The following is an 18783-nucleotide window of genomic DNA, read 5'->3' on the forward strand; positions in this document are numbered from 1 at the left end:
CGCACGGCACCGACCGCCGTAGGGTGTAACTCGTGAGCACGTTCCAGCCTCCTCGCCCTTGGGTCGCCAGCTACGCCGCCGGGGTCCCGGAAGATCTCGCTCCTGTCGACGGGTCGCTGATCGACATCGTCGCCGCGTCGGCACGGGACTACCCGGATGCCCCGGCCCTGCAGTTCTTCGGTCGCGAGACCGGTTATGCGGCGCTCCAGGACGCGATCGACCGGGCCGCCGCGGGTCTTCGGGATCTCGGCGTCAAGACCGGAGATCCCGTCGCGATCGTGCTTCCGAACTGCCCGCAGCACATCGTCGCCTTCTACGCGGTACTGCGCCTGGGCGCCGTGGTGGTGGAGCACAACCCGCTGTACACCCCGAGGGAGCTGCGCAAGCAGTTCGAGGACCACGGCGCGAAGCACGCGATCGTGTGGAACAAGGTCGTTCCGACCATTCAGGAGTTCCCCGCCGATCTGGCGGTCTCGAATCTGATCTCGGTCGACGTCACGCGTGCGATGCCCTTCCTCACTCGCGTCGCGCTGCGCCTGCCCGTGGCGAAGGCGCGCGAGTCCCGCGCGGCGCTCACCACGAACGTCCGCGGCACGGTGACGTGGGAGAACCTGGTGCGGAGCGCTCCCCTGCCCGCCTCGCACCCGAAGCCGAAGACCGACGACCTCGCGATCATCCAATACACGTCCGGCACCACCGGGACTCCCAAGGGCGCGTCGCTCACCCACCGCAACCTGCTCGCGAACGCGGCGCAGGCCCGAGCCTGGGTGCCGTCGATCCAGCGCGGCAAAGGCTGCGTCGTCTACGCGGTGCTGCCGATGTTCCACGCCTACGGACTGACGCTGTGCCTGACCTTCGCGATGTCGATGGGCGCCCGCCTGGTGCTGTTCCCGAAGTTCGACCCCGATCTCGTGCTCGACGTCATGAAGAAGCATCCCGCCACCTTCCTCCCCCTGGTTCCGCCGATCGCCGACCGCCTCCTCGCCGCCGCGAACGCGCAGGGAGTCTCGCTGGAGGGCGTCGAGGTCGCCATATCGGGAGCGATGGCCCTGCCCCACGATCTCGTGGTGCCGTTCGAGAAGGCCACGCACGGGTATCTGGTCGAGGGATACGGTCTCAGCGAATGCTCGCCGGTGCTCATGGCGAACCCGGTGGCGGACAACCGCGTTCCCGGCACCGTCGGCCTCCCCCTTCCGGGGACGGAGTGCCGAGTGGTGGATCCGGAGAATCCGGCCGTCGATGTGCCTGCAGGCTCGGCAGGGGAACTCCTCGTCCGCGGACCTCAGGTGTTCGGCGGCTACTACGGGAAGCCCGAGGAGACCGAGGCGGTGTTCGTGGACGGCTGGTTCCGCACCGGCGACATCGTCACGGTCGACGACGGCGGCTTCGTGCGCATCGTCGACCGCATCAAGGAGCTCATCATCACCGGCGGCTTCAACGTGGCGCCGACCGAGGTCGAGAACGCGCTGCGCCAACATCCGCAGGTGTCCGACGCTGCCGTGATCGGCCTTCCGAGCGATCACTCCGGCGAGGAGGTCGTGGCGGCCATCGTCGTGGACGGCGGACAGGACGTCGACGTCGAGGCGATCCGCGAGTTCGCCCGCGGCATCCTCACTCCTTACAAAGTGCCGCGGCGCATCTTCGTGGTCGACGATCTCCCGAAATCACTGATCGGCAAAGTCCTCCGTCGTCAGGTCAAGGACAAGCTGCTGGCCCTCACGAACGGATCCTGACCCCGCGCCCAGGTGCGACGGGCGCGATCACGCTACCCTTGGTCAGTGACTGAAGAAGACGCTGTGCCCACTGACGCCCCCGAGACCCCCGGATTCGAGGAGCTCGGCATCACCGGGCCCGTCCTCAAAGCCATCAAAGACCTCGGCTACGAGACCCCCTCGCCCATCCAGGCCGCCACGATCCCCACCCTGCTGGCCGGGCGCGACGTCGTCGGCATGGCGCAGACCGGAACCGGGAAGACGGCCGCGTTCGCACTGCCCGTGCTCGAGCGACTGGACATCGCGCAGAAGACCCCGCAAGCGCTCGTGCTCGCCCCGACCCGCGAGCTCGCGCTGCAGGTCTGCGAGGCGTTCGAGTCGTACGCCTCGAAGATGAAGGGCGTGCACGTGCTGCCCGTCTACGGCGGCCAGGGCTACGGTGTCCAGCTCTCCGCGCTGCGCCGCGGCGTGCACGTGGTCGTCGGCACCCCCGGTCGCATCATGGACCACCTCGCGAAGGGCACGCTCGACCTCTCCGAGCTGCAGTACCTCGTGCTCGACGAAGCCGACGAGATGCTGAAGATGGGCTTCGCCGAGGACGTCGAGCAGATCCTGGCCCAGACGCCCGCGGAGAAGCAGGTCGCCCTGTTCTCCGCCACCATGCCTCCGCAGATCCGCCGTCTCGCGCAGAAGTACCTGCGCGATCCGGAGGAGATCAGCATCAAGTCCAAGACCGCGACCGGAACGAACATCACGCAGCGCTACCTGGTCGTGTCGTACGCGCAGAAGGTCGACGCCTTGACGCGCATCCTCGAGGTGGAGAACTTCGACGGCATGATCGTCTTCGTCCGCACGAAGAACGAGACCGAGACGCTCGCCGAGAAGCTGCGCGCCCGCGGCTACTCCGCCGCCGCCATCAACGGCGACGTGCCGCAGGTTCAGCGCGAGCGCAGCGTCAACCAGCTCAAGGACGGCAAGCTCGACATCCTCGTCGCCACCGACGTCGCCGCCCGCGGCCTCGACGTGGAGCGGATCAGCCACGTCATCAACTTCGACATCCCCACCGACACCGAGTCGTACGTGCACCGCATCGGCCGCACGGGCCGGGCCGGACGCAAGGGCGATGCGATCAGCTTCATCACCCCGCGCGAGCGCTACCTGCTGAAGTCGATCGAGCGAGCGACCCGCCAGGAGCCGACGCAGATGCAGTTGCCGAGCATGGAGGACGTGAACAGCACGCGCCTCGCGCGCTTCGACGACGCGATCACGACGGCACTGTCGGAGACCGGCCGCATCGAGGCCTTCCGCGACATCATCGCCCACTACGTGCGCAACAACGACGTGCCCGAGTCCGATGTGGCCGCAGCCCTCGCCGTGGTCGCCCAGGGCGACACCCCGCTGCTGCTCGACCCGTCGAACGACGCGCTCTCGCGGGCGGTCGAGGCCGACAACCGGCCGCAGCGCGAACGCGCACCGCGTTCCGACCGTGAGCCGCGCACTGAGCGACGGGGACGCGGGGACTACACCGCTTACCGCATCGAGGTCGGTCGCCGCCACCGCGTGGAGCCGCGTCAGATCGTCGGCGCCCTCGCGAACGAGGGCGGCCTCGGACGTGACGACTTCGGCGTGATCAACATCCGCCCGGACTTCTCGACGGTCGAGCTGCCGTCGAACATGGACGCTTCGGTTCTCGAGAAGCTCCGCGACACCCGCATCTCGGGGCGTCTGATCGAGATCAAGCCCGATCGCGGCCCGCGCGGCGGCGCACGTCGTGACGGCGACCGCTTCGAGCGCCGCGACCGTCCGTCTTACGGCGATCGCGACGACCGTCCGGCACGCGAAGACCGCGAGGACAAGCCGTTCCGCAAGCCCCGCCGCAAGGACTGACCCCGCGCACGAGGTTCTTCTCGGGTGCCGTGGCTGACCAGCCGCGGCACCCGATGTGCGTCCGGCGTGTCGCGCCCCCGTACCGCTCGTGCAGCGCCGCTAGCGTGGAAGGGTGATCATCAGACCCGCCGTCCCCCACGACGCTCGAGGCGTCGCCGAGGTGCATGTCGCCTCCTGGCGCGCAGCCTATGCAGGGCTGATCGATCAGGCGGTGCTCGACGCGCAGAGCGTCGATGGGCGCCAGGAGATGTGGGCGAGCTGGATCGTCCGTTCCGAGGCTGGTCTTCCTCCGGTCGGGTACGACGTGCCCGTGCATCGGATGCTCGTCGCCGACGACGACGGTGTCATCACCGGATGGGCCACGTTCGGCCCCGGACGGGACGAGGGCACATCCGGGCTCGGCGAACTGGCGGGCCTGTACGCGCATCCCGCGGCATGGTCCACCGGTGTCGGGCACGCTCTCGTAACCCGTGCGGCCGAGAGCCTCGTGGAGGACGGCTTCGATGAAGCCTTCCTCTGGGTTCTGCACGGCAACCAGCGCGCCTCGCGCTTCTACGAGCGCCACGGCTGGATCGCCGACGGCACGGAGAAGACCGCGGATGCCGGGGGCGCGAAGGATCTGCGCGAGCTTCGGCACACCCGACGGCTCTCGGACGGTTCCGCATGACGTCGACACGAGTACGCGTGCGCGGGCACGTGCAGGGCGTCGGCTACCGCTGGTTCACGCGGGACGCCGCGGAGGCCCACCACGTGTCCGGATGGGTGCGCAACCGCCGCGACGGTACGGTCGAGGCCGAACTGCACGGCGACGCGGACGACGTGGAGGCGACTCTGGTGGAGATGCGCCGCGGACCCGTCTCCGCGCGAGTCGACGCGGTAGAGGTCATGAGCATCGATGCGCCGAGTCCCGGCGACGCCTCTGGATTCGAATTCCGCCAGACGAGCTGACGATTCACTCCGGGAGAGCGTCGGGCCCCTCTGTCACCAGGATGTGGAACTGTGCAGCATCCAGCACGCGGATGCCCAGCTCCTCGGCCTTCGCGAGCTTAGAACCCGCGCCCGGGCCAGCGGCGACGAAGTCCGTCTTCTTCGACACGCTCGACGCGGCCTTGCCGCCTGCCTTGATGATGGCCTCCTGAGCGCCGTCGCGCGTGTAACCGTCGAGAGACCCGGTCGCGACGACGGTCAGCCCCTCGAGCACCCCGCCCTCGACGACCGCGGCGCCAGGGCCGGGGTGGCCCGGTGTAGCCCACTGCACACCGGCGTCCGCCCACTGCCGAACGATCTCCTGATGCCAGTCGACCTCGAACCAGGCCAGCAGCGAGTCCGCGATGATCCCCCCGACGCCTTCGACGGCCGCGAGTTCATCGCGGGATGCCGAGCGGATGGCGTCGAGCGAGCCGAACCACTGAGCCAGCGCGCGAGCGGCGACGGGCCCCACATGCCGGATGTTGAGGGAGACGAGAAGCCGCCAGAGCTCCTTCGTCTTCGCCTTCTCGAGCTCGGCGAGAAGCGTGACCGCCTGCGACGAGGGCTGCGCGCCCTCGAGTCCCTGCTTGCGCTCGGCCGCGGTCGGATTACGACGGAACGGAGCGCGGGTCTTCACGACGCCGTCGTCGTCTTCCTTCGGAAGGCCGGTCTCAGCGTCCTTGACGACGAGCTCGATCGGCACCAGCTGATCGATCGTCAGCGAGAACAGCCCTGCCTCGGTCTCCAGCGGCGGGATCTCCGGCGACGTGGGCTGCGTGAGGGCGGCTGCGGTGACCTCGCCGAGAGCTTCGACGTCGAGAGCACCCCGCGACCCGATATGCTCCACGCGTCCGCGCACCTGCGCCGGGCAGGAGCGGGCGTTCGGGCACCGGAGGTCGATGTCCCCCTCCTTCATGGCGCGCAGCGGAGTCCCGCACTCGGGGCAGTCGGCGGGCATCACGAACTCGCGCTCGGTGCCATCGCGCTTCTCCACGACCGGCCCCAGGACCTCGGGGATCACATCGCCTGCCTTTCGCAGTACGACGGTGTCGCCGATCAGCACGCCCTTGGCTTTCACGACATCTTTGTTGTGCAGCGTCGCCTGCCGCACGACCGAGCCCGCGACATGCGCCGGCGCCATCACCGCGAACGGCGTCGCTCTGCCGGTGCGTCCCACCGACACCACGATGTCGAGGAGTGTCGTCTGCACCTCCTCAGGAGGGTACTTGTACGCGATCGCCCATCGCGGAGCACGACTCGTCATGCCCAGCTCATCGTGCAGCTCGAGCTCGTCGACCTTCACCACGATCCCGTCGAGCTCGTGCTCGATGGAGTGGCGGTGCTCGCCGAAGTACTCGACGAACGCGACGACGTCATCGATGTCGGCGCAGACCCTGTAATGAGGGCTCGTCGGGAGGCCCCACTCGGCGAGCAGTGCGTACACCTCGCTCTGCGCGGCGACCGGCGGATTCTGCCACGCGCCGATGCCGTGGACGTACAACGCGAGCGACTCGATGCGCAGCAGGCCCGCCTCGAGCTCGAGCCCCTCCTTCTTGTCGATCTGCTGACGCAGCCCGCCGCTGGCGGCATTGCGAGGGTTGGCGAAGGCCGGGAAGCGCCGGGCCGCGGCGGTCCGGGCCTTCTCCTCGTCGAACGGCTGCTTCTTGACGCCGGGGCGCGCCTCCCAGCGCGCGAGCGCGTCTGCGTAGGCTCGTTCGCGGAACGACGCCTGCGCCGCGTTCAGCTTCTCGAAAGCGGCCACAGGGATGAACACCTCGCCACGGACCTCGACGATCTCAGGATGTCCTTCGCCGGAGAGCCGCGCGGGGATCTCCGGAAGGCGCAGCGCGTTCTCGGTGACGATCTCGCCCACGCGTCCGTCGCCACGGGTCGCCGCCGACGTGAGAACACCGTTCTCGTAGCGCAGGTTGATCGCGAGGCCGTCGATCTTCAGCTCGGTCAGCCAGTCCACGTGGCGGCCGGCGGCTGCGCGCGTCTTCGCGGCCCAGTCGCGGAGCTCGTCGATCGAGAACACGTTGTCGAGGCTCAGCATCCGCTCGGCGTGCTGGATGGTCGCCAGCCCCGTCGCCTGCGCCGCTCCGACCATCTGTGTCGGGGAATCCTGCCCCTGCAGCTCGGGGTGCAACCGCTCGAGCTCTTCGAGTCGGCGCATCCACCCGTCGTACGTGGCGTCGTCGACGACCGAGGTGTCACGACCGTAGTACGCGTCCTTCGCCTCGAGGATGAGGGTGGTCAGCTCTTCGGCTTCGGTTCGGGCGGCTTCCAGCGAGATGTTCTCCGGCACGCGTTCAGTCTACGAGCGCACTCCGACATCGCACCGCGCCGCAGGCGTGACGGCGAGGCTCAGGCGTCGACGGGAACGGCCGAGACCGTGCGGTCGATCGTGAACTGGCCGAGCACGCGCATGCCGACGTACAGCACAGCGGTCTGTCCGGTGGCGACGCCCTCGAGGGGGACGTCCGGCACGACGACGACGCCGTCTGCAGTCACGGTGGCGGATGCCGGAACCGGCTCGGCATGGGCGCGGATCTGCACCTCGCAGGCGAACTCGGACTCGGCAGGGGCGCTTCCTACCCAGCTGAAGCGTGCACCCGAGATCTCGCCGATCGCAAGCGCCTCCTTGGGCCCCACCACGACAGTGTTCGACACCGGGCGCACCTCGAGCACGAACCGCGGCTTGCCGTCGGATGCGGGGATTCCCAGTTTGAGTCCTCGACGCTGCCCCACCGTGAACGCGTGAGCGCCTTCGTGGGTGCCGACGACGGAACCGGAGCGGTCGACGATGTCTCCGGTCGCGGTGCCGACCTTCTCGGCCAGCCAGCCGCGCGTGTCGCCGTCGGGGATGAAGCAGATGTCGTGGCTGTCCGGCTTCTGCGCCACGCTCAGTCCACGCTCGGCCGCTTCCGCCCGAACCAGGGCCTTCGAGGGCGTGGATCCCAGCGGGAAGTAGGTGTGCGCGAGCTGCTCGGCCGTGAGCACACCCAGGACGTACGACTGGTCCTTGGCGTCATCTGCGGCGCGGTGCAGCTCGAGACCGGTCTCGGTCGAGACGAGATTCGCGTAGTGGCCGGTGCAGACGGCGTCGAAGCCGAGCTCGATGGCACGCTCGAGGAGTGCCGCGAACTTGATCTTCTCGTTGCAGCGCATGCACGGGTTGGGTGTGCGACCGGCCTGGTACTCCGACACGAAGTCGGCGATCACGTCGTCGCGGAAGCGCTCGGAGAAGTCCCATACGTAGAAGGGGATCCCCAGCAGGTCGGCGGCGCGGCGTGCGTCGAGGGCATCCTCGATCGTGCAGCACCCGCGACTGCCCGTGCGCAGCGTGCCGCCCGCTCTGGACAGCGCCAGATGCACTCCGACCACGTCGTGTCCGGCCTCGACCGCACGCGCGGCGGCGACGGCGGAGTCCACCCCCCCGCTCATGGCCGCAAGAATACGCATGAAGCCAGTCTACGAGGGGCTGGATGAACGCGGGCCGGATGCCCGCCGATACGCGTCTTCGATGCTCGCGAGCACTGCGTCGACATCGGCGTCCACGGTCGTGCGCCCGAGGGAGAAGCGCAGCACGCTGCGCGCATCCTGCTCACTGCGCCCCATCGCCATCACCACGTGCGACGGTTCTGCGACGCCCGCCTGGCACGCCGAACCGGTGGAGGCCGCAATCCCCGCCATGTCGAGGAGGAAGAGCAGACTCTCCCCTACCGCCCCGGGGAAGAGCAGGTGGGCGTTGCCCGGCAGGCGGTCGACGGGGTCGCCCAGGAGCTGCGCAGAGGGAACACGGGAGCGGATTCCGTCGACGAGCCGATCGCGCAGAGCACGCAGTCGCCTCCCCTCGGATACGCGCTCCTGCTCGGCGAGTTCGAGCGCGACCGCGAAAGCGGCTGCACCTGCGACGTCCTGCGTGCCGGCGCGAAGGGACCGCTGCTGTGCTCCGCCGTGCAGCAGCGGAGCGATCCGCGCGCTGCGCGCCACGACCGCCGCTCCTACACCGACAGGAGCGCCGATCTTGTGACCGGCGACGCTGAGCGCCACGAGACCGGCTCCGTCCGGAGCGTGCCCGCGCAGTGCGGAGAACGACACAGGCAGATGGCCGAGGGCGGCCACCGCATCGAGGTGCAGCGGTACGTGCGCCTCCGCAGCCGCGAGAGACAGCGCGACGCCGTCGTTCACGGTGCCCGACTCGTTGTTGGCCATGAGCGCCGTGGCGAGAGCGGCACCGGGCAGCGCGGCGGCGAAATCGACCACGGGCACCCGCGCCTCCTGCGACACCCTGACCGGGCGCAGCACCGCCCCTCGGGCCACGAGAACGGCAACCGTGTCCATCGTCGCGTGGTGCTCGGCATCCGGCATCACGATCGCGTCTGCGCCTGCGGGCCTCGCGGCCCACATGCCCTGGAGCGAGAAGTTGATCGCCTCGGTGCCCCCAGACGTGAACACCACCTCGATCGACTCGCACCCCAGCGCCGCAGCGACGCGCTCACGCGATTCCTCCAGGAGTCTCCTCGCGTCCTGCCCTGCTCCATGCGTCGACGAGGCGTTTCCGACGACCTCGGACGCGTGCAGCCACGCCTCACGCGCCTCCGGGCGCAGCGGAGACGTGGCGGCATGGTCGAGGTAGTGGCGCATCCCTACAACTCTCCCCTATTTTCGCGCCCCCGGCACACGGAACTGAGTGCACCGAGCCGTGACACCCGGGCGCACCCCCTAATGTGTACTCATGCCCGCGAACCGAGACATCACCGTGCCCGGCGGTACTGCACTCGACAACCTCGGCGTCCGTCTGCACGACGGCGTCGGAACCCTGCGCGTCTGGTCGCAGAACGCCTCTTCCGTCGAACTCGTGGTGTTCGACGCGACCGACCTCGACTGGGTCACCGACCAGGCCGATCTCGAACGGCTGCCCGGCGGCGTCTGGGAGGTCACCACGCCCCTGCTCCAGCCCGGCGTGAGGTACGCGCTGCGAGTCGGCGGCCCGCACGGCCCCGGCAACACCTTCAATCCGGAGACGCTCCTGCTCGACCCCTACGCGCGAGGACTCGCGCAGGGCGACGGATACGAAGAATGGCGCTCTGTGGTCATCGTCGACGGCTTCGACTGGGGCGATTCGCGCAAGCCCCAGGTGCCGCTCGACAAGACGGTGATCTACGAAGGACATCTGAAGGGCCTCACCAAACGGCAGCCCGACGTGCCGCCCGCCCTGCACGGCACGTACGCGGGTCTCGCCCATCCGGCGATGATCGGCTACTTCCACTCGCTCGGCATCACCTCGATCGAGCTGCTTCCCGTGCACGCGTTCGTCCCCGAGCCTCGCCTGCTCGAACGCGGTCTGACGAACTACTGGGGCTACAACACGCTGAACTTCTTCACCCCGCACAACGCCTACGCCACCGAGGAATCCCGCAAGGGCGGCCCTGAGGCGGTGCTCGCCGAGTTCAAGGGCATGGTGCGCCTGCTGCACGAGGCAGGACTCGAGGTCATCCTCGACGTGGTCTACAACCACACGGCGGAAGAGGGGCTCGGCGGTCCCCGCTGGAGCATGCGCGGGATCGACAACGCGAGCTATTACCGGCAGGACGCGAGCGGCGCCTACATCGACACGACGGGGTGCGGCAACACCCTGAACACGTCGACGGATGCCGGCGCCCGCCTCGTGCTCGACTCTCTGCGCTACTGGGCGCAGGAGATGCAGATCGACGGGTTCCGCTTCGACCTCGCGACGGCGATCGCGCGAGATGCCGCACACACGTACACGCCCGAGCATCCGCTGCTCACCGCGATCTCGAACGATCCGATCCTGAAGGACACCAAGCTCATCGCCGAGCCGTGGGATGTCGGGCTCGGCGGCTGGCAGACGGGCAACTTCCCGAGCGGCTGGCACGAGTGGAACGACCGCTACCGCGATCGTGTCCGCAACTTCTGGCTCAGCGACATCGACTACGCGCGTCGGGCTTCCGCGCCCGTCGGCATCGGCGGATTCGCGACACGTCTCGCGGGCTCGTCGAACACCTTCTCCGATGAGCGCGGACCCCTCGCGAGCGTGAATTTCGTCACGGCGCATGACGGCTTCACGATGCACGACCTCGTCTCGTACGATGTCAAGCACAACGAGGCGAACGGCGAGCACAACCGCGACGGCGCCGACATGAACCGCTCGTTCAACCACGGCATCGAGGGGCCGACCGACGACCCGGCGATCCTGTCGGCGCGCCGGAAGGCCATGCGCAACCTCCTGGGCACTCTGCTGCTCTCGGCCGGCATCCCCATGCTCACCGCAGGCGACGAGGTGGGACGTTCGCAGCGTGGCAACAACAACGCCTATGCGCAGGACACGGCGATGACCTGGCTCGGCTGGGACGACGAGCCCTGGCAGGAGGATCTGCGTGCGCATGTCTCGAAGCTGATCCGTCTGCGCACGGACAACCCCGCGTTGCGGCCCAGCAAGTACGCCCGCCTGGGCGAGCACATCCCCAACGCCTCGGTCATGGACTGGTTCGACCAGAACGGCGAGACGATGGAGAGCGAGCAGTGGACCGATCCCGGCAACCGCACGATCCAGTACGTCGCCGCGTCGACTCCTGACAAGGAGCCCGCCAACCGCATCCTGCTGATCGTGCACGGTACGGAGGCGCCGATCGACGTGCGGCTACCCGAGGAGATCGAGGGAGCGACCCGCTTCGTGACCCTCTGGTCGAGCGCTGACGAGCGGCCGTCCGACACCGGCGAGGAGTTCGCTCCCGGGGATGTGCTGCCGATTCCCGGCACCTCCATGCGCCTCTTCCGCGTGGAGTGAGAAGGCGCGCGACGCGCCCGGTCACGCGGCTACCGTGGGTGGTCGGGTAACGGTACATTCGCAGTGTGGCAGCACGTGCGAACACCCGGACCCCGGTTCTTCGGAGCCCCGCCCAGATCCCCCTGCGCCCGTTCGGCGCCCGTTCTGACGGCGAGGATCTCCGCACGACGCGCATCCCGCTCGTGAACGGGACACCCCGTGTGCCGGGCGGCTTCCCACCGAAGGCGTTCGTGGGCGAGGTGGTGCCCTTCAGCGTCGTCGCGTTCCGCGAGGGGCACGACATCATCGGTGTGCAGCTGCGTCTGACGTCGCCCGACGGCGAGGAGTCCCTGCATCGGCTGCGGCCGCTCGCCGACGGCACCGATCGATGGGCGGCCGAGCTGGCCGTCGATGCGCAGGGCGCGTGGACGTTCGCGTTCGAGGCGTTCTCCGACGACTTCGCGACCTGGGCGCACGCGGCCGAGCTCAAAGTCGCCGCTGGAGTCGACGTCCCCGTCATGGCCGCTCTCGGACGCGAGCTGCTCCTGCGCGCAGCGGCGGAGAAGGATCGTCCCGCCGCGCAGCGCAAGCTGCTCAAGGCCACGGCCGACTCCCTCGCCGACGGCGTCGGCGACGTGACTCTGGCGGTGTCGACGGATGCCGGGCTGGCGCAGATCTTCCACGATCGTCCCCTCACGACGCTGCGCTCCGCCGGGAACCCTCAGTCTCTTCTGGTCGAGCGGGCCGCCGCGGGCGTCGGCGCCTGGTACGAGTTCTTCCCGCGATCGGAAGGCGCCAAGCGGCTGAAAGACGGGTCGATCAAGTCGGGAACGTTCCGCACAGCGGCCAAGCGCCTCCCCGGAGTGGCCGGCATGGGGTTCGACGTCATCTACCTCGTCCCGATCCACCCGATCGGCACCACCAACCGCAAGGGCCGCAACAACACCCTCACCGCGGGGCCCGACGATCCCGGTTCGCCGTATGCGATCGGCTCGGCCGAAGGAGGCCACGACGCGATCCATCCGGATCTCGGCACCCCCGCCGACTTCCGCGCCTTCGTCCGCGCCGCACGCACCGAGGGTCTCGAGGTGGCGCTCGACCTCGCCCTGCAAGCCTCGCCCGACCACCCCTGGGTCGCCGAGCATCCCGAGTGGTTCACGACGCTTCCCGACGGGACGATCGCGTACGCCGAGAATCCGCCCAAGAAATACCAGGACATCTACCCCCTGAACTTCGACAACGACCCCGAGGGCATCTACCAGGAGATGCTCCGCGTCGTGATGCACTGGGTGGGGCAGGGCGTCAAGATCTTCCGTGTCGACAATCCGCACACCAAGCCGCTGCAGTTCTGGGAGTGGCTGATCGCCACGGTGAACGCGAGCGACCCGGATGTGATCTTCCTCGCCGAGGCTTTCACTCGGCCCGCCGTCATGCAGGCGCTCGCCGCGGTCGGCTTCCAGCAGAGCTACAGCTACTTCACGTGGCGCAACACCAAGAGCGAACTCGAGGAGTTCCTCACTGCGGTGTCTCACGACACCAGCGACTTCATGCGTCCGAACCTGTTCGTCAACACGCACGACATCCTCACGGAGTATCTGCAGTTCGGCGGCAGAGCGGCGTACAAGATCCGCGCGTGCATCGCGGCCACCGCTGCCCCCGTGTACGGCGTGTACGCGGGGTACGAGCTCTTCGAGAACGTGGCGCGGCCCGGGTCCGAGGAGAACATCGACAACGAGAAGTACGAGTACAAGGTGCGTGACTGGGACGCAGCCGAGGCCGCAGGAGACTCGCTCGCTCCCCTTCTGCGGCGCCTCAACGGCATCCGCCGTAACCACCCGGCGCTCCACCAGCTGCGCAATCTCTCGACGCACTGGAGCGACGACGATGCCGTGCTGGTGTACAGCAAGCACCTCGACGCCGCGTTCACGGGCACGGGTCGCCCCGACACCATCATCGTCGTCGCCAACGTCGACCCGCACTCGGTGCGCGAGACCACCGTGCACCTCGACACGACCGTGTGGGGCGTGCCGCTCGGGGAGAGCTTCGAGGTCGAAGACCTCGTCACTGGTGCTGTCTGGACTTGGGCAGACCACAACTACGTGCGCCTGGACTCGTTCTCCGAGCCGGTGCACATCTTGAAGGTGAGGGACCGAGCATGAGCTACGTCGAAGACGTCACGGCATCCGCAGACTGGGCAGCCGTCGCAGGAGCGTCGCACCATGATCCCCACTCCGTGCTGGGTTCGCACCCGTACGTCGACGCCACCGATCGCACGGTCACTCTGATCCGCGCCCGCCGCCCCCTCGCGTCTTCGGTCGCGGCGGTCTTCGCCGACGGCACCCGGCTAGAGCTCGCGCACGTCGCCCACGGCATCTGGGAAGGCCAGCACGACGGCTCCCCCGTGGCCTATCGTGTGGCCACCGCCTACGGCGAGGACCCGGAGACCATCGTCGGCGATCCGTATCGCCACCTGCCGACGCTCGGCGACCTGGATCTCCATCTGATCGCCGAGGGGCGGCACGAGCGGCTGTGGGAGGTCCTGGGATCCCACCCGCGGACCATCGACGGCGACAGCGGCGCGGCGTTCGCCGTGTGGGCCCCCAACGCCACGGCCGTCCGCGTGGTGGGCGAGTTCAACGGCTGGAACGGTGAGTCCCACGCCATGCGTTCGATGGGCGTGAGCGGCATCTGGGAGCTCTTCGTGCCCGGCGTCGCAGTCGGCGCCCAGTACAAGTACGAGATCCGCACGAGGGCCGGCGACTGGATCTTCAAGGCCGATCCGATGGCGCAGGAGGCGCAGGTGCCGCCGGCCACAGCCTCGGTCGTCACCGAATCCCGGTACCGGTGGTCGGATGGGGCGTGGATGACGCGTCGCGCCGCAACCCATGCCGTCGCTCAGCCCCTCTCGGTCTACGAGGTGCATCTCGGATCGTGGCGTGGCGGGCTGGGCTACCGAGAGGCCGCCGACCCGCTCATCGAGCACGTCACGAACGCCGGTTTCACCCATGTGGAGTTCATGCCGCTGGCCGAGCATCCGTTCGGCGGCTCATGGGGCTATCAGGTGTCCGGTTACTACGCCGCGACGAGTCGCTTCGGCTCCCCCGATGACCTGCGCTACCTGATCGACCGGCTGCACCAGGCGGGCATCGGCGTGATCATGGACTGGGTGCCCGGGCACTTCCCCAAGGACGCCTTCGCGCTTGCGCGCTTCGACGGTCAGCCGCTGTACGAGCATCCGGATCCCCGGCGCGGCGAGCACCAGGACTGGGGCACGCTGATCTTCGACTACGGCCGCAACGAGGTGCGCGGCTTCCTCGTCGCGAACGCCCTGTTCTGGATGAGCGAGTTCCACGTCGACGGGCTGCGAGTGGATGCCGTCGCCTCGATGCTCTACCTCGACTACTCCCGGAAGGAAGGTCAGTGGGCGCCGAACGTGCACGGCGGCCGTGAGAACCTCGAAGCGATCCGATTCCTGCAAGAGGTCAACGCAACGGCGTACCGCCTGCACCCGGGCGTGCTGATGATCGCCGAGGAGTCCACGGCCTTCCCCGGTGTCACGGCTCCGACTGACCACGCCGGTCTCGGCTTCGGATTCAAGTGGAACATGGGGTGGATGAACGACTCGCTCCAGTACATCGAGCGCGATCCCATGTACCGCGCACACCACGAAGGCGAGATGACGTTCTCGTTCGTCTACGCGTTCGGCGAGAACTACATGCTGCCGATCAGCCACGACGAGGTCGTGCACGGCAAGGGCAGCCTGCTCGCGAAGATGCCGGGAGACCACTGGCACAAGCTCGCGAACATGCGAGCCTACCTCGGCTACATGTGGGGGCACCCCGGCAAGAAGCTGCTGTTCATGGGGCAGGAGTTCGGACAGCTCGCGGAATGGTCCGAGTCCCGCGAGCTGGACTGGTGGCTGCTCGACCAGCCGTCGCACGCGCAGTTGCAGGGCTTTGTCGGCGCTCTCAACCGCACGTATCGCGCACAGTCTCCGCTGTGGGAGCGTGACAACGACGGCTCGTCGTTCTCACGCATCGGCGCGCCCACGTGGGACCCGACGGTGGTCGCATTCGAACGACGCGACAGCCACGGCGGACGCCTCGTCGTGGTGAGCAACTTCGCGGGCGTGGAGCGCGGTGGCTACCGTCTCGAGCTTCCCCGTGAGGGGGTCTGGAACGAGATCCTCAACACGGATGCCGCCGACTTCGGCGGCCGTGGATCAGGCAACCTGGGGATGGTCGTGGCGACGAGCGACGGAGACGCCGCGCCGACGGCGACGATCACACTCCCCGCGCTTTCCACGATCTGGCTGCGCTTCCAGGGCGAGCCGCACGTTCCCACGATCAATCACGGTTGACGCGTCACCGGCTCATCGACCTGTTCCCGGGTGGATGAGCCGGTGAGATGTCAGAACAGCAGCGAGGTGAGTCGGTTGCGAGCGGCCGCGACGCGCGGGTCGGACGCGCCGATCAGACCGAAAAGTTCGACAAGGCGCTCGCGCACCGGGGCGCGCTCGTCGGCAGGCAGCTGAGCGAACAGATCGAGCAGACGTCCGAATGCGTCGTCGACATGCCCGCCGGCGAGATCGAGATCGGCGACGTCGAACTGCGCCTGCACGTCAAGGGGTGCCGCAGCTGCGGCGGCGCGGGCGCTCTGCAGGTCGAGCGACTGCACGCGAGCGAGCAGACGCACCTGCCCGAGACCGGCTGCGGCCTCTTCATCGCGCGGGTTCTCTGCGAGCGCCTTCTCATAGGCCACGATCGCGGCCGGGTAATCGCCCGCCTCGATCGCCGCGTACGCTTCGGCGTGCAGCGGAGGCAGCTCGGGTTCGGCGGGCCCCTCGACGTCGCGCACGGCGCCGCCGTTGACCGCCAGCGTACCCGTCACGCCGTTCTCGGCGGCGAGCTGCAGCAGCTTCGCGAACACCTCGCGCACTTGCGCTTCGGGCACGGCGCCGGTGAACATCGGAACCGGCTGCCCGGCGATCAGCGCGACCACCATCGGGATCGACTGCGCGCGGAAGCCCTGCGCCAGCTGCGGATTCGCATCGACGTCGACCTTGGCGAGCAGGACACGACCCTCGAGTTCGCGCGTCACCTTCTCGATGATCGGGCTGAGCTGCTTGCAGGGGCCGCACCACTCCGCCCAGAGGTCCACGACCACGGGCACGGTGCGAGAGATCTCGAGGATCTCGCCGAACGACTCGTCGGTCGCGTCGACCACGACGTCGACGACGCCGGGAGCAGCGGCAGCGCCCTCGGCGGGTGCTGGGGGACGGTTGCGGAGCGTCGACAGGTCGACGGCTCCACGGAGGGCGGCGGGCGAGATCTGGCTCATTTGATCACCTCGACGGAGAGTAGGTTCTGACGGGCTGCGAGCAGATGGATCTGCTCAGTGGATCCCTGCGCGGGTACGGCGAAGAACAGTTGGAACTCGTATTTCGTCGTGATTCCCTTGGCCGATTCCGTGACCCCTGTGAGCGCCTTGGCCTCGGGATTGTTCTCGAACCGGATCACGGCCTCCGACGAGGTCGGCGTCACCGTCTCCGCCTCGATCAGCGTGACCGCCACGATCGCGCCGCTGTCGAGCGTCGTCATCGAGACGGGGGCCGAATCGGAGGGCACGATATCGAACGAGGTCTGCGACGTCGTCGCAGCGTTGTTCGCAGCGAGGTTGTCGACGATGGCCTGACGACTGTCGCGTATCGACTTCGCATAGGCGAGCGCCACATCGTCGTAGGAGCCGTAGGACGGGCTCTGCTCGTTCGCATCCACCACGTCGGCGAACGTCTCGGCCAGCTTGCCGGGCGCGATGCTGAGGAATGCTGAGTCGGCGGGCACCAGTGACGTTCCGAGCCACGGAGCGACGACTTCCGGCACCTTCGTGTCCGCCAGCATCTCGGCGATGTCCGTGATCTTGTAGTTGGACCAGGGATCCTGCTGAGTCATGGTGAGGATGACGGGCGGTGCGGTCTCGTCACCCGTGCTCTTGGTCAGCAGCAGCACCGTGCGCGGCCAGCGATCGGTCGCCTCCGGAAGCACCACCTCGACGTCGTCGGTCGGAATCGCGGCGGGGACCGGCGACTCGGGGATCGCCGTGCGCAGGGCGTAGTCGGTCGTGCGGGCCGCGAGCGCCGCGCCGTCCAGGCGCGTCTTCGCGAGCTCGATGTCCATCGCCCCGTCCGCCTTCTCGAGCGTCGACGAGATCTGCTCGATGATGCGCTTGGCCTGGGACTCCGTCACCGCCGGCGGCTTCTGGTTGTCAGGTGCGATCACGGTCGGCGTGGGAGTCGGCGTGGGCGAAGATGATCCCAGCTGCGGCCACGAGTCCGCCGTGCAGCCGGTGGCGAGAACCGCGGTCACGGCGAGTGCGGGCAGAGCGATCACCCAGCGTCGGCGAGATGGGCGAGCACCGCGCATCTCGGCCTTGGACGGCTTCGTGCTCTCGCCGGCCTCGGACTCGGGAGCTTCGTCCCGCTCGGCAGCGGCGTCCGGCTTCTCTTCGATCGCCGCGCGATCCGCCGCGGGCAGTTCGGCGAGGTCGATCGGCTCCGTGACGGGAAGAGGACCAGGGCCTTTGCGGCGAGGTCCGCGGCCACGACGCTGGTGGCGGATACCGAGGACGTACAGGATCAGACCGATGAAGAGAACGACCACACCGCTCGTGACCAGTGGACCGGTCAGCGGCGTCGAGTTGTCGAGCGGCCACGAGACGCTGATGTCGGTGGGCGCGTCCTTCGTGCCGTCATAGGCGATCAGCATGCTCATCCCGTCCGGCAGCTGCATGTTGTCGGCGATGAGCGAGTCCTTCTCCGAGAACGAGTCGAGCCACAGGTCGGACCCTGCGGGGTTGCGGGCCGCTGTCGCCTGCTCGGCGCCGTCGGCGGGCGTCTCGGTCGGCGCCGGCGTCGCGTCGCCGTCACCGGAGTCCGCGTCGGCCGTCGACGCCGACACGAGCTCGACATCGAGCTTGCCGTTCTTCGCGACGCTGACGTGGTTGTAGTCGGAATCGGCCAGCCAGGCCTCCATGTCAGCGGTGCGCCCGTATGCGGCGAAGATCTCGCCGTCACCGCGGACGAGCAGGGTCTGCGCGCCGGGGCGCTCGCGCAGCACATCGCCGTCGAGCAGGACGAACGGGGCGGGTTCGTCGACCTTCACCGACACCTGATCGGACGACGGCCCTAGGAAGATGGTCCGCTGAGCGATGCCCGCACCGATCAGCACCGTGGCCAGCACGAAGGCCGCGACGGCCCAAACGAAACGCACGAAAAGTCTCCTCACGCACCCCGACACTCTGCCCGAGGCGCAAACACTCGACATTTCAGACTAGCGAAAGCACCTGTGTGTTGCCCACGAGATGCGCCGGGCGCGTCCTCACGCGGCACGTCGGACCGGTCGTCGCGTCGTCGATGGATAGCCTGAC

12 protein-coding genes are annotated in these 18783 nt (G+C 68.5%); 7 read left to right on the forward strand and 5 right to left on the reverse strand.

The window, feature by feature from the left end; translation table 11 throughout:
- Nucleotides 1-32 precede the first annotated feature (32 nt).
- The 4 genes from ACI3KT_RS03970 (at nucleotide 33) to ACI3KT_RS03985 (ending at nucleotide 4547) form a co-directional block, all read left to right on the forward strand.
- Complete coding sequence (locus ACI3KT_RS03970) at nucleotides 33-1733, forward strand: long-chain-fatty-acid--CoA ligase (RefSeq protein ID WP_404902686.1); 1701 nt, start codon at nucleotides 33-35, stop codon at nucleotides 1731-1733.
- Nucleotides 1734-1778: 45 nt separating this feature from the next.
- Entirely contained in the window at nucleotides 1779-3599 is a 1821-nt protein-coding gene (locus tag ACI3KT_RS03975) for a DEAD/DEAH box helicase (protein ID WP_307296650.1), read from the forward strand.
- Nucleotides 3600-3711: 112 nt separating this feature from the next.
- A complete protein-coding gene (locus ACI3KT_RS03980) occupies nucleotides 3712-4266 on the forward strand; it encodes a GNAT family N-acetyltransferase (RefSeq protein ID WP_404902688.1) in 555 nt (184 codons plus the stop codon).
- Entirely contained in the window at nucleotides 4263-4547 is a 285-nt protein-coding gene (locus tag ACI3KT_RS03985) for an acylphosphatase (protein ID WP_404902689.1), read from the forward strand. Before ACI3KT_RS03980 ends, ACI3KT_RS03985 begins: the two co-directional genes overlap by 4 nt.
- Before the next feature lie 4 nt (nucleotides 4548-4551).
- On the opposite strand, the gene ligA is transcribed toward ACI3KT_RS03985, so the two are convergent.
- Genes ligA through ACI3KT_RS04000 form a run of 3 tightly spaced genes read right to left on the reverse strand, consistent with a single transcriptional unit; the run spans nucleotide 4552 to nucleotide 9215 of the window.
- A complete protein-coding gene (gene ligA / locus ACI3KT_RS03990; protein ID WP_404902690.1) occupies nucleotides 4552-6873 on the reverse strand; it encodes an NAD-dependent DNA ligase LigA in 2322 nt (773 codons plus the stop codon).
- 59 nt (nucleotides 6874-6932) lie between these two features.
- The gene (gene mnmA, locus ACI3KT_RS03995) at nucleotides 6933-8030 is read right to left on the reverse strand and encodes a tRNA 2-thiouridine(34) synthase MnmA (protein ID WP_404902692.1); all 1098 of its coding nucleotides are present in this window, start codon (nucleotides 8028-8030) and stop codon (nucleotides 6933-6935) included.
- Between the two features lie 9 nt (nucleotides 8031-8039).
- Nucleotides 8040-9215 (reverse strand): cysteine desulfurase family protein, encoded by a 1176-nt coding sequence (locus tag ACI3KT_RS04000; RefSeq protein WP_404902693.1) that lies wholly within the window; start codon nucleotides 9213-9215, stop codon nucleotides 8040-8042.
- A gap of 91 nt (nucleotides 9216-9306) precedes the next feature.
- Between ACI3KT_RS04000 and glgX the strand changes: the two genes are divergently transcribed.
- From glgX to glgB, 3 genes are all read left to right on the forward strand, one after another.
- Nucleotides 9307-11379: a glycogen debranching protein GlgX gene (gene glgX / locus ACI3KT_RS04005; RefSeq protein WP_404902695.1), complete on the forward strand. Its 2073-nt coding sequence runs from the start codon at nucleotides 9307-9309 to the stop codon at nucleotides 11377-11379.
- A 65-nt stretch (nucleotides 11380-11444) separates the two neighbouring features.
- Complete coding sequence (locus ACI3KT_RS04010; protein WP_404902697.1) at nucleotides 11445-13517, forward strand: alpha-1,4-glucan--maltose-1-phosphate maltosyltransferase; 2073 nt, start codon at nucleotides 11445-11447, stop codon at nucleotides 13515-13517.
- Nucleotides 13514-15718: a 1,4-alpha-glucan branching protein GlgB gene (glgB, locus tag ACI3KT_RS04015; protein ID WP_404902698.1), complete on the forward strand. Its 2205-nt coding sequence runs from the start codon at nucleotides 13514-13516 to the stop codon at nucleotides 15716-15718. Before ACI3KT_RS04010 ends, glgB begins: the two co-directional genes overlap by 4 nt.
- A 50-nt stretch (nucleotides 15719-15768) precedes the next feature.
- On the opposite strand, the gene ACI3KT_RS04020 is transcribed toward glgB, so the two are convergent.
- Entirely contained in the window at nucleotides 15769-16698 is a 930-nt protein-coding gene (locus tag ACI3KT_RS04020) for a tetratricopeptide repeat protein (RefSeq protein WP_404902700.1), read from the reverse strand.
- Nucleotides 16695-18626, reverse strand: coding sequence for a glycosyl transferase (locus tag ACI3KT_RS04025; protein ID WP_404902702.1), 1932 nt, complete (start codon nucleotides 18624-18626; stop codon nucleotides 16695-16697). Before ACI3KT_RS04025 ends, ACI3KT_RS04020 begins: the two co-directional genes overlap by 4 nt.
- Nucleotides 18627-18783: the final 157 nt, after the last annotated feature.

Origin of the sequence: Microbacterium sp. ZW T6_19 (assembly GCF_044987465.1) — a bacterium.
Lineage (GTDB): Bacteria > Actinomycetota > Actinomycetes > Actinomycetales > Microbacteriaceae > Microbacterium > Microbacterium natoriense_A.

Bases quoted from the DNA above. Each gene is read 5' to 3' on its own strand.
- ACI3KT_RS03985 (WP_404902689.1), top strand. From the start codon at position 4,263: ATGACGTCGACACGAGTACGCGTGCGCGGGCACGTGCAGGGCGTCGGC.
- mnmA (WP_404902692.1), bottom strand. From the start codon at position 8,030: ATGCGTATTCTTGCGGCCATGAGCGGGGGGGTGGACTCCGCCGTCGCC.
- ACI3KT_RS04000 (WP_404902693.1), bottom strand. From the start codon at position 9,215: ATGCGCCACTACCTCGACCATGCCGCCACGTCTCCGCTGCGCCCGGAG.
- glgX (WP_404902695.1), top strand. From the start codon at position 9,307: ATGCCCGCGAACCGAGACATCACCGTGCCCGGCGGTACTGCACTCGAC.
- glgB (WP_404902698.1), top strand. From the start codon at position 13,514: ATGAGCTACGTCGAAGACGTCACGGCATCCGCAGACTGGGCAGCCGTC.
- ACI3KT_RS04020 (WP_404902700.1), bottom strand. From the start codon at position 16,698: ATGAGCCAGATCTCGCCCGCCGCCCTCCGTGGAGCCGTCGACCTGTCG.